General features: G+C 69.1%; 9 protein-coding genes. 4 read left to right on the top strand and 5 right to left on the bottom strand.

What is annotated here, in order from left to right:
• Window positions 1-2: 2 nt before the first annotated feature.
• A complete protein-coding gene (locus SALMUC_RS11900) occupies window positions 3-338 on the bottom strand; it encodes a DUF6916 family protein (RefSeq protein WP_020043216.1) in 336 nt (111 codons plus the stop codon).
• A gap of 165 nt (window positions 339-503) precedes the next feature.
• Between SALMUC_RS11900 and SALMUC_RS28235 the strand changes: the two genes are divergently transcribed.
• Complete coding sequence (locus SALMUC_RS28235; protein WP_020043215.1) at window positions 504-1,397, top strand: Hint domain-containing protein; 894 nt, start codon at window positions 504-506, stop codon at window positions 1,395-1,397.
• A 99-nt stretch (window positions 1,398-1,496) separates the two neighbouring features.
• On the opposite strand, the gene SALMUC_RS11910 is transcribed toward SALMUC_RS28235, so the two are convergent.
• Genes SALMUC_RS11910 through SALMUC_RS11925 form a run of 4 tightly spaced genes read right to left on the bottom strand, consistent with a single transcriptional unit; the run spans window position 1,497 to window position 7,637 of the window.
• Window positions 1,497-4,160 carry a hypothetical protein gene (locus SALMUC_RS11910; protein WP_020043214.1) on the bottom strand — a complete coding sequence of 888 codons (2,664 nt, stop codon included), beginning with the start codon at window positions 4,158-4,160 and terminating at the stop codon, window positions 1,497-1,499.
• Window positions 4,157-5,299 (bottom strand): tryptophan 7-halogenase, encoded by a 1,143-nt coding sequence (locus tag SALMUC_RS11915; protein ID WP_020043213.1) that lies wholly within the window; start codon window positions 5,297-5,299, stop codon window positions 4,157-4,159. The genes SALMUC_RS11910 and SALMUC_RS11915 overlap by 4 nt, the downstream gene beginning before the upstream one ends.
• Window positions 5,286-7,343, bottom strand: a complete 2,058-nt coding sequence (locus tag SALMUC_RS11920; protein ID WP_020043212.1) for a LodA/GoxA family CTQ-dependent oxidase — start codon at window positions 7,341-7,343, stop codon at window positions 5,286-5,288. Before SALMUC_RS11920 ends, SALMUC_RS11915 begins: the two co-directional genes overlap by 14 nt.
• Window positions 7,344-7,391: 48 nt before the next feature.
• Window positions 7,392-7,637 carry a hypothetical protein gene (locus SALMUC_RS11925; protein WP_020043211.1) on the bottom strand — a complete coding sequence of 82 codons (246 nt, stop codon included), beginning with the start codon at window positions 7,635-7,637 and terminating at the stop codon, window positions 7,392-7,394.
• A gap of 546 nt (window positions 7,638-8,183) precedes the next feature.
• Between SALMUC_RS11925 and SALMUC_RS11930 the strand changes: the two genes are divergently transcribed.
• From SALMUC_RS11930 to SALMUC_RS11940, 3 genes are all read left to right on the top strand, one after another.
• Window positions 8,184-9,065 (top strand): hypothetical protein, encoded by an 882-nt coding sequence (locus tag SALMUC_RS11930; RefSeq protein WP_020043210.1) that lies wholly within the window; start codon window positions 8,184-8,186, stop codon window positions 9,063-9,065.
• Between the two features lie 59 nt (window positions 9,066-9,124).
• Window positions 9,125-9,670: a hypothetical protein gene (locus SALMUC_RS11935; protein WP_020043209.1), complete on the top strand. Its 546-nt coding sequence runs from the start codon at window positions 9,125-9,127 to the stop codon at window positions 9,668-9,670.
• A gap of 82 nt (window positions 9,671-9,752) precedes the next feature.
• The coding region (locus tag SALMUC_RS11940) for a type I polyketide synthase (RefSeq protein ID WP_020043208.1) at window positions 9,753-11,899 on the top strand (2,147 nt) is incomplete at its 3' end.

Genomic DNA, 11,899 nt, shown 5'->3' on the forward strand with positions numbered 1-11,899 from the left:
GGTCAGTTGAACAGGGCCTCGTAGAGCATGCAGTCGTCATCCTGCCGGAACGGCGAGAGGAACAGCACGAGGCGGCCGAGCGCGGGATGTGCCAGTTCGACCGTGTCGCTGACCAGCACCGGCGCGACCGGCCCCTCGAAGGTCAGCGCAAAGGCCTGCCGGGCGGGCAACACGCTCCCGTCGATCTCGACCCGCTTGTCGCGCACGTCCGAGCGGTCGAAGCGCTTGACGTTGTCCAGCACGAGCGGAACCGGGCCGGCGACGCTCTCGACCCGAAAGGTGTCTCCGACGTAGGGGGCGAAGTCCTCGGCCGAGGCGGTGATCGGGTCGATGGTCATGGCAGGCGGTCCGTCCTGATGCACGCGGACCGAAACGCGGCCGCTGAGGCGGATCGAAACACACCATGCCGCGCGCGACAACATTTGTTCAATCATGAGTGGAAATGAATCGATTCAATTCCCGCCATAGAGTAGCGTGACCCCGTATCAGTGGAGGAGGATCACATGGCCACGTACTCAGGAACCGCGCATTTCTACCAGAACGGAAATCTCATCCTGTCCAATTTCGTGAGTGGCGAAGTCATTTCCGACGACGGCGGCGATTCCGTTTTCACGCCCGGCGAAGTCGTGGACGACACGGCGAATACGTTCGTGGGCACCGGAACATTTGTCGGCACCATCGACATCAACGGATTCGATTATCCGATCTTCAGCGAGGCGGACAGCGGCGGCACGCTGGGCGACGTGGTTCTCTACGTGGTGACTCCCGCCGGGTTCGACACGTCGAACCTGCCCTCCGATCTCGGCGCGGCGACCGCCTCGTCGCTGACCGAGTGCTTCCTGACCGGCACGCGCATCGCCACGCCCTCTGGCGAGACCGAGGTCGAAAAGCTGCGCATCGGCGACGAGATCCTGACCGCCGAGGGCAACACGGTGCCGGTGCGCTGGATCGGGCGGCAGCGCGTGGTCTGCGCCTTCGCGCCGGCGGAGCGTCTGATGCCGGTGCGCATCCGCGCCGGCGCGCTGGGCGACGGCCTGCCGCGTCGCGACCTGCGGGTGACGGCGGATCACGCCCTTCTGGTCGACGGCCTGCTGGTGAACGCCTCGGCGCTGGTCAACGGCGCGGGCATCGACTGGGTGCCGCTCTCCGAGTTGGGGGCAAGCTACACCGTCTACCACGTCGAGACCGAGGCGCATGACCTGATCCTGGCCGAGGGCACCGCTGCCGAGACCTACATCGACTACGTGGCGCGGCGCAGCTTTGACAATCACGAAGAGTATCGCGCGCTCTACGGCGAAGAGACGACCATCGCGGAAATGCCGCTCCCGCGTATCTCGGCGGCCCGTCTCCTGCCGCCCGCGCTGCGCGCACGGCTTGCCGGGCGGTCGGCCGCCTGATCCCTCCCGCGCCGGGCCCCTGTTCGGCGCGGTCTCCCGAACACGCGCTCCCTCGCAGCCCGCGCCCGCCCCCGGCGGACGCGGGTTTCCTCTGTCCGGTCACTGCGAGAGTTGCGCCTCGGCCCGGTAGATCGTGGTCGTCCAGTTGCGGGTGAAGCCAAGGCCCGGGTTGTCCGGGTGTTCGCTCTCGAGGGGCAGGTTCGTGTTCAGGTGGCTCGTCAGGTAGATGCTGCGCTCGGTCGCGGGCAGGTAGCCCTGGCCGTCGACGTGTCCGTCCTGGAATCGCTGCGCGAGAAAGCCCGGCGGGATCGTCTGGTACTCCATCGACACCCGCACCCGGTCGGGCGCCGCGCTGCCCTCGGGCAGGGTGACGCGATAGCTGATGCGGTCCGCCCCGGCGAGGGTCGGATCATTGTAGTAGGGGTCGCCGTCTATGGCGCTGCCGACGGTCAGCGGCTCCAGTTGCGGCGCCGTCGCATAGGCGGCCGTGCACCGCGCGATGCCGAAGATCTCGGGCCCCGCGCCCGGGTCGGCCGCGCAGTCCAGCGCTGCGGGCAGGGTGAAACCCTTCGGCAGCAGGCGGTTGTCCTTGGCGTCGTGGAACAGCGCCAGCGTGCGCGAGGTCAGCGTGCCGGTGTCGTCCACCGCCTGCACCTCGTAGATCTGCACCTGCGAGGGGTCGGTCACCACCGCGTGGTGCGGCTGCAGGTTCGCCGGCTTGCCCATCGGCGTCTCGCTCGGCAGCAGGTTCCAGCTGCCGTCCGCCGCCTCGGTGCAGGTGCCCGCGCAGATCGCGCCATAGGGATTGGTCTCGCCCGAGATCCACAGCCGGTTGCCCGCCGCGTCCAGAACCTCGAAGCGCAGGAACCCGCGCCGGAACCCCGCGCCCGAGGGGAACTTGTGCCCGGCGTTGTTGGTCACCATCAGGTCCGCCTCGACCGTGCCCCCGGCGACCGAGGTCGACAGGATCTCGATCTCGACCGCCGCCTGCGGGTCGGGCGTCAGGCTGTCGGGCCGCAGCCCGTTGCCGTTGGCCTGGCTGGTCGCCTGCTCCACGATCGCCATCTGCCCGTTGAGCAGGTAGTTCTGGATCACCGCCATTTCCTCGCCCATCGAGGTTGTGGCGAAGTCGGGCGCGTTGTCGTCGTAGCGCGAGACGCCCAGCACCTCGGGGAACTGCACGAACATCTCGAAGACCGGCAGGTTGATCCCCATCAGCCGATGCCGGCGGTAGGTCTTGGGCGTCAGCCCCGGCGTCGACTGCGCCATGATCGCTCCGTGGTCCGAGGGATCGTCGGCGTTCGTCACCAGCGGCATGTGGCAGCCCTGGCAGGTGCTCCCGTTGTCCTGCTCGCTGGCGAAGGAGCTGTTGATCCACTCGAGGTAGGTCGCCTGCTCGTAGCCCAGCGTCACGCAGGGATCGGTCAGCGGATTGCCGTAGCGGTCCTCGGTCGAGCCCTGGAAATTCTCGATGTCTTCGGTGCAGGCCTTCGGGCGATCCCAGTACTTGTACTGTTTGCCGAATGTCTCGTCGTCCGGCAGGGGGCCGCCGGGCTTGAAGGCCGTCGGGATCTCTGGGACGATCAGCACGTGGCAGGCGCCGCAGATCACCGACTGCCTCAGGTAGCTGACGTCGTTCTCGGTATCCAGGGCCTGCGCGATGGCCAGCCCGTCGTCCTCCATCATCGGCACGGCATCGAGGTCGGAGACCGGGTCCGGCACCATGATGTTGTCCATGTCGTAGTCGAAGGTGGCGGTGAACTCGTGCTGCAACGGCAGCTTCTGCTCCGATGGCTGCCGCAGGTGCACGTCGTAGCGGTTGGGGCCGTAGAACACGTCGAAGCTCTCGGCATCCGGCCCGGGCGTCCACTGCCCGGCGCCGCCCTCCGGCCCGATGCGGTGACACGTCTCGCAGGAGACACCGTCCCGCGCGAGCGCGCCGTATTTCGCGTAGAGCTCGGGGTGATCGCCCACGGTCTTGCCCTCGATGGGCGCGCAGCTGTCGGTGAAGGGAAAGGGCTTGCCGCGCTCCGCGTCCGACAGGATGCCCGGCAGCGTGGCGTAGAAGATGTCGGTGCAGAACGGCGTATCCACCCCGTGGTCGTCCCCGATCTGCCGCTCGCCCATCTCGCCGTGGCAGCTGAAGCAGACGTCCTGGATGACGTTCGGATCGGCATAGGGATGCTGGTTCGTCTCGGTCTCGATCTGCGCCTGCCAGATCGGGTCGCGCGTCGCCAGCCGCATGATCGTGGCGTTCCAGTCGCCGTATTGCGACCAGTTGGCGAGCCATGTCTCGTGCTCGTCCTTCGAGTAGTACATCATCTCGGGCAGCCCGCCGCCCTCGACGTAGAGCGCGCTGTCGTGACAGGCTTGGCAGAACTCGCCGGTCGAGAAGTCGTTCTCGCAGACCAGCGGGTAGCCCTGCGGCGGATACCCCGGATCGCCCGGGTCGCAGTTGGCCGGATTGCCCGGCGTCTCGCGCGCCACCATCTCGAGCGAGGTGTCTCCGGCGCTCTGCGGCGGGAACCAGACCACGTCCTGCCGGCCCAGCAGCGGCAGCTGCGGGCCCTCGGAGAGGTAGGTGCGGTTGAAGAAGTCGATGAACCCCTGCGCGGCATCGCCCTTCTCGGGCAGGGGCTGGCTGGGCGTGTCGCCGGTCTGGAAGACCGGCGGCGGAACGGTCCGCCCGTCGTTGGCCAGCGCCGGGGCGGCCACGGCGACGGGCAGGGCGAAAAGTGCGAGCTTCAGCGTGCGCCGGGTCATGAGGTTGCGTCCTTTGCCGGTTCGGTGGTGACGGTCTGCGAGGCGCCCTGGCGGCGCGCCCAGAAGGGATGATCGGGCCAGCGCCGCTCCATGCCGTAGACCCGCGCGTGCTCGCGCAGGTAGCGCTGCCGCGCCTCGGCGCGCATGCGCCGGTACTGTGCCGGCGGTCCGGCGCGGTCGCCCTGTTCCAGCGCCTGCCGGATCACCGTGCCCGCCAGCTCGCCCGACTGCAGCGCGTGGAACAGCCCCTGCGAGGACAGCGGATCGTGGGCCTGCCCCGCATCGCCGACGGCCAGCAGACCCTCGGGCAGGTCGTGCGCCTGCGCCCCGCCCGCGGGCGCGCCGCGGATATCCTGCGCCTCGGCGGCATGACCGCCCGCGGCGAGAAAGTCGCGCAGCCCCGGCGCCTCGGCCAGCAGGTGCAGGAGACCGGCGCGCGTGGCGGCCTGTCGCGCCTCGGGCAGGTCGCGGTCGGTGTGCAGCACCACCACGCGCCGCCCGGGCCGGTCGGGCACCGCGTTGCTGTACCACCAGCCGAAGCGGCAGGCCTCGATCCGGGTGAACCCGTCGTCGTCCGGGCGCTCGGTGCGGAAGTCCAGCGAATAGGCGAAAAGCCCGTCGTCCTGCGCGCAGCCAAGGTCCAACCGGCGCGCCAGCGCGGCCCGCCGCCCGGAGGCATCCACCACGAAAGGCGCCGAGACCCCGGTCCCGTCCTCCAGCACCACGCGCCAGCCCCCGTACGGCGTGGGCGTGCAGGCCGCCAATCGCGCGCCCGTCACCAGTTCGGCCCCCGCCGCCCGGGCGGCATTGCGCAGCGCGGCGTCGAACCCGCCACGATCCACGCAGGTGCCGCAGCCCTCCGGCGCGAAGAAGAAATCCTGCACCTGCGGCGCCGCACCGCCCCAGGCCGAGACGTTGCCCCGGCTCTCGCGGCAGTAATCCGCGTCGGCCCAGCCCGGCCCCAGCAACCGGACAAGGCTGCTCTTCGCGGCCGGCGGCAGCGTCTCGGGAAAGCCCGCTGGCGGCGCCGCCGCGCGGCGTTCCACGACCCGCACGCGCAGCCCCGCCCGCGCCAAGGTGATCGCCGTGGCCGCACCGGCGGGACCGGCGCCAAGGACGATGGCGTCACGCGTCGTCATCGGTCTCGGCAAGCTCTGTCGGGCAGGCCACGGGCTTGGGGTTTTCCGGCGGCGCGTTCAGGCTCGGGTCGCGCTCGAACTCCTCGTAGACGACCGAGCCGTTCTGCATGACGAAGCCGCCGCCCTCGGCCTTGACCGGCAGCACCATGCCCAGCTTGGGCCAGGCGTAGACCATCTGGTCATACCCGTCCGAGCCCGAGAGCGGCTGGCCGTGGGAATCGTAGCCCCGGAACCACTCGCGGTAGCTGCGGCTGCCGTCGGATTGGTCGTAGGTGAAGACGATCTCGGGTCGCTGCACCGGCCACCACGCGGTGTTGCAGGACCAGTAGTCTCCCTGCCAGGGGCTCGACATGTAGGCCGCGACCGACCCCGGCTCGGTGCCCTGCGCGACGCGAAAGGCCCCGGCGAAGAGCTCGGGGTAGCAGATGAGGTAGGGGAACTCGATGCCGGGGTGAAAGCCGCCGCCGATGGTGGGCTCCACCGCCGCGCAGTCCAGCGCGAAGGGCTGCTCGGCCACCGGGTAGTCCGCCAGCGGCTGCACCGGCACCGGCGCGCCGGTCTCGAAATTGCCCTCGGCCCAGTCGCGCAGGCGGTCGAGGTCGTTGCGCGTGAGGCTCAGGTACTGGTTCGGCAGGTTGTTGCCCAGCTGCGCGTTCTGCAGCGGCTTGCCGCCCGTGCCCCAGAGCTTGGGCATCTTGTTGCCGCGCGCGCCGCGCCTGGCCTGCACCGGCGGGCCTGCGGGGGCCGGCGGCGGATCGGGCAGCGTGGCGCGCAGGCTGCCGCCCTCGGCATCGCGCATCAGCCGGTAGATCTGCGAGCGGGCAAAGCGCGCCGCCTCCGAAGGATCCGACAGCACCGCGAGGTTGGCCTCGCTCAGCAGATTGCCGGCCTGCTTCGGCCCATGCGCGAGGTTGCGGTTCGCAGGCGTCACCCCCGCCGCCTCGGCGCTGACCCAGCCGTAATTCACCGCCCGCGACAGGATCGGATAGACGTCGCGGTAGAAGTCCGTCGGCTGGCCACGGGTCGGGTCGGCCTCGGGAAAGGCCTCGAGCACGCGGTCCTTGATCGACACGACGTGGTACATGTAGGGCGCGTATTTCGGCGGCGCGGTCACCACCCAGGCGCCGTTCTCGGCGTTGCGCGTGCCGGCGTCGCCGGGGGCGGTCACCCCGTCGCGCGTGCTCAGCACCGTGCCGTCCTTCAGCACCACCGTCGCGTCGATCTCGCCGCCACAGGTGTCGTCCCACCAGCCGGGGACATTGAAATAGGCGAACTGGTTGACCAGCGGCTGGTAGCGCCGGTCCTCCAGCGTGGGCCCGTTGGGCGCCTCAAAGTGCTCCGACGGGTTCGACAGCTTGATCCGGGGCGTGGTCACGCAGTCCGCCTTGCCCGGCCCCGCGATGAAGATCAGCCGCCCCGCGTCATCGGCCTTGATCCGGCCGATCTCGACATCCGTCGCAGGCGTGTAGGTGACGGTCACGAACTGCGCCGGATCGCGGGTGCAGAGCTCGGGGTCGTCGTAGTCGAGGTAACCGGGAAGCTGGCTCTCGCCCACGTTGGTGAAGACATCGCCCGCCAGCCGCAGCTCCTCCGACTGGCCCTGGTCGATGGTCTGCGGACCCGGGTCGATGATGAGATCGGTCCGGTCGATCGGGTCGGCCGTGTCGCCCTGGATGTTGGGATTGCGCAGCTGCGTGGGGTCGAAGAGGTATGCTCCCTGGAAGGCATAGTTCGCCGCCTTCATGTTGCGCACGTGCACCCGCCACGAGATGCTCTCGCACTCCGCCGTGGTCAACTCGCCGATGCAGGTATCGTTCGCGTCGTAGGCATAGACCCGGAACCGCTGCGCCTGCCGCTTGAGCCGCATCTCGGCGTCGCGGTAGCTGCCCCCCTCCGGGCCGGGCCCCTCGGGCGGGCCGGGGTCCGGCACCGCGCCCGGCGCCTCGGGGCCGATGAAATACTTGGTCTCGGGGTCTTCGCTGTCGCCCAGCCGCGCGATCCCGATGCCGGGATGAACCCTGATCCGCGTGATGTCCCCGTTCATGTCGGCGTCTCCCGGCGCTGGATGGTGTCGGAGGGGCGGCGCGCCCCGTCAGAGGGATGGCGTTTCCACCACCTCGATGGTCACGAGATCGGAGGAGATGACCCGCGTGCGGTTGCCTCGGTTCTCGATCACCGCGTGCAGGCTGCCGCCGCGGATCTCGGCCGAGACGACGCGGAAGCCCGGCCCGAACCCGGCCCGGACGCTGCGCGCGAACTGATCCCGAAGCGTGGCGGAAAGCGGAAGGCCCGGCGAGGGGGCGGCAAAGGCCGGTCGGCCTCCGAGGCTGGCGGACATGCCACCGGCGGCGGCTCCGGCCGCGAATAGAAATGATCTTCGATCCATAATGGTACCCGAAAAGGATATTTTTCTATCTTGAGTTGATTCGCTGCATCGGGCAATCTTTCTGCGGGAGGGGCCTCTGGGACATCTTTAGAAAAATGCGACGCCGCGCAGGGCGCACCTCCGATTTCCCGGGGCTCGTGAGGACATTCGCGTAGAGGTGCAATTGTCGCCTATGAGACATTCGCATGTTTTCGGAATTATGCCGTTCGTTCAATTCCGGGCCTGTTGAAAATGGCAGGCCGATAATGGCGAAAAAGCGGCGGCCAATCTGCCCTTAATTATCTCGCCTCCAATTCCCGAATCTCAGCGGATTTTTCGAAATACTAAACCTTAGCGCGATTTAAGTTGACGCGACTCGCGTCTTTACCTAGCGTCAGGTCAATCGGTGTTCCCGAGGGGCTGCCAGGGGCTGCCCCCGGCGTCTGGATTACCAGTTTTTCGCAATGTTTGCGGGCATATGCGTTGATAACAGACAGCATTTTTCAGGAGAACAGGGACATGGGCTTCGGACCTCCGCCGGGTATCGATGTGGGGCAGCTGAATGCGGCGACCCCCACGCCTTTCGACAGCACCAACCTCAAGAAACAGCTCGCGAATATCGGGCTCGATTGCGCCCAGCTCAGTCACCAGAACCTCAGCGGCTACATCGACCAGGTGAACGCCGAACTCGCTGACGGCAAGGTGCAGTCGATGGCGATCAAGGCGCCGCAAGGCGACGTGGCGAACCCCATGCTCGGCGAGAACAGGATCGTCGCGGCCACCTCGCTCGCGGCGCAGGCCCAGCCGATGGTCAGCGCGGCCACCGGCAACTGGACCATCAACGACGAGGCCGAGGGCTATGCCCCGAACCTCGAGATCATCCAGTATCCGACCCATTTCCAGTGGCTCTACGACAACCGCGCGACCAACGGCTTCGCGGGCGTGATCGACAACCCGCCCACCATCGCCAAGAACGAGGACAACGCCGCGGCCATCCAGAAGCTCTTCGTCAGCGTCGGGCTCACCGCCTCGGCGACGCTGGTCAAGGGGCTCGACAAGTCGACCATGCAGGCGACGCTGACCAACGTCATCCAGCCGCTGTCGAACGCCAACCTCAGCAACTACAACGTCACCGACAGCCGCGCGATCTTCCTGGTGGACAACTACGACCCCAAGACGCAGCACGCGGACGGGATCGGCGTGCTCTTCATCAAGTGGCACCTCATCATCACCGACTACAAGCGCAAGGACAAGGACGGCGGCGACACCCACCCGACGACGCTCACGATCAACGCTGGCGCGGTGATGTACTCCGACCCGAGCGTGCTCTGCACCGACTACAACGCGGTGCTCAAGCAGTTCGCCATCGACCCGACCACGGCCCCCACCTGCCGGGTCTGACACAGCCCGGGCCCGTCCCGGGTCCGCCATTGTTTCATCGATTGGAAAGAGACCTCGCCATGGGATTTGGACCTCCATCCGGCCACGAACTGAAGATCTTCGATACCGTGCCCCCGGCCACCGACAGCACCTTCAAGGCGGGCGTGCCCTCGACGGCCACCCAGCAGGAGGCACTGTCGATCATCCTCTTCAGTCCCAACCTCCAGCTCATCGCCTCGCTCGACAACACCGGGTCGAAGGTGACCAGCAGCTACACCACCTCGGTCACCACCGGCTTCACCTTCAGCTCCACGCAGTCGCTCAGCATCACCGAGGAGATCGGCGTCAACATCGAGATCGTCACCGAGAAGACCTCGATCACCTTCGCGCTCTCCTTCACCGAGCAGTGGAGCAAGTCGACCACGCAGTCGATGACCTTCTCCTGCCCGCCGGGCGAGCTGGCCTACGTCTACCAGGGCACACTGATGTCCCGGGTGCTCGAACTCGACGCGGAGTCGGCCGAGTACAAGTGGTACACGCCCACCTCGCGCGCGCTGACGCAGGTCCTCGTGACCAAGGACACGCCGATCGGCAAGGCGCCCTCGAACCCCGTCACGCTGTCCTGACACCGCGCCCGCCCGGTGCGCCGGGCCGGACCCGAAGCGGCCCGGCCCATCCGACCCGTCCAGACCTTCGCGGGGTGCCCCCATGCCCGGATCCTGCCCGATCGCCGTCGTCGGCATGGCCTGCCGGTATCCCGAGGCCGACACCGTCGATGCCCTCTTCGAGAACTCGCTCGCGCAGCGCCGCGCCTTCCGCCGGATGCCGGCGGGGCGTCTGTCGGCGCACTACTTCGACCCCGAGGGCCGCGCCGCCGACCGGGCCTATGCCGACCAGGCGGCGGTGCTCAACGGCTTTTCCTTCGACCGCAACTGGTTCCGGGTTCCGCAGGCCAGCTACGAGGTCACGGACCTCACCCACTGGCTGGCCCTGACCGTCGCGAAGGACTGCATCGAGTCCGTCCGCTTCCGCAAGTCCGGCGCGCCGGTCTCGAACGATGCGGTGCGCGTGGTCGTGGGCAACACCCTCACCGGCGAGTTCTCCCGCGCCGCGCTCATGCGCCTGCGCTGGCCCTACGTCCGCGGCGTCGTCGCGCAGCAGCTGCGCGAGGACCGCCCCGACATGCCCGAGGCCGAGCTGGCCGCGCATCTCGCCGCGCTCGAGGCGCGCTACAAGGCGCCCTTCGCCCGCCCGAACGAGGACATGCTCGCTGGCGGTCTGGCCAACACCATCGCCGGGCGCATCTGCAACCACTTCGACCTCAAGGGCGGCGGCTTTTCCGTCGACGGCGCCTGTTCCTCCTCGCTGCTGGCGGTCACCGACGCCTGCACTGCGCTGGTCATGGGCGATGCAGACATGGTGCTTGCGGGGGGCGTGGACCTCAGCCTCGACCCATTCGAGCTGGTCGGCTTCTCGCGCACCTCCGCGCTCGCCCGGACCGAGATGCGCGTCTACGACGAACGGTCCGAGGGCTTCTGGCCCGGCGAGGGCTGCGGCTTCGTCGCGCTGATGCGGCTCGAGGACGCCCTCGAGCAATGCGAGGACATCCAGGCCGTCATCACCGGTTGGGGCATCTCCTCGGACGGGCGGGGCGGGCTCACGCGCCCCGAGGTCGACGGCCAGCGCATGGCCCTCGCGCGGGCCTACCGGCGCGCGGGCTACGGCATCGACACGGTCGGCTACTTCGAGGGCCACGGCACCGGCACCCGCGTCGGCGACGCGGCCGAGCTGTCCGCCCTCATCCGCGAACGCGCCGAGACCGGCGCGCCCCTGCGCCCGGCGGTCATCAGCTCGATCAAGGCCAACATCGGCCACACCAAGGCCGCCGCGGGCCTCGCGGGCCTGCTGCGCGCCACGCAGGTCCTGCGCCACGCCGTTCTGCCGCCGACCACCGCCTGCCACGACCCGCACCCGCTTTTCGCGGACCATGCCGACAACCTCCGCCCCGGCGAGCGGACCGAGGACTGGGACCCCGCCGGGCAGGAGCGCCGCGCCGGGGTCAGCGCCATGGGCTTCGGCGGCATCAACACGCATGTCACCCTGGCCGAGCCGCCGCGCAGGTCGCACACCTCGGTCCCCGTCACCCTGCCGCGTGCCCGTCTCGACACCGCGCAGGACTGCGAACTCTTCCTCTTCGCCGCCACCTCGGCCTGGGATCTCGCCTGGACCATCGACCACGTGCGGCGCATCGCGCCCGAGCTCTCGCGCGCCGAGATGGGCGACCTCGCCGTCGAACTGGGCCGCCGCGCCGCCCGCGACGGTCATTTCCGCTGGCGTGCCGCGGTGGTCGCGGCGAAACCCGCCGAGCTGGCCGAGGCGCTGGACACGCTCCGGGCGCAGGTCGAGGCCGCCGGCGACGACGCGCTGCACCTCGACACCGAGCGGCAGGTCTTCCTCTCCTCCCGCCGCGAGCCGGCCCGCATCGGGTTCCTCTTTTCCGGGCAGGCGGCTCCCGCGCGCTGCCGGGGCGGCCTGCACGCCCGGCGCTTCCCCGAGGTCGCGGCCCTCTACGACGCGGCGGACCTCCAGTCCTTCGCGGACCGCTCCGACACCGATTTCGCGCAGCCCGCCATCGCCACGGCCTCGGCGGCGGGCACCGCCCTGCTAGCCCGGTTGGGCATCGGCGGAGACCTCGCCATCGGTCACAGCCTCGGCGAGCTGGCGGCGCTGAACTGGGCCGGCTGCTACGAGGCCCCCGCGCTCATCGACCTGGCCCGGCGGCGCGGCGCGGTCATGGCCGCCGATCAGGCCTCGCGCGGCGCCATGGCCGCCGTCGCCGCCGACGCCGCCACGAC

The organism is Salipiger mucosus DSM 16094 (assembly GCF_000442255.1).
Taxonomy (GTDB): domain Bacteria; phylum Pseudomonadota; class Alphaproteobacteria; order Rhodobacterales; family Rhodobacteraceae; genus Salipiger; species Salipiger mucosus.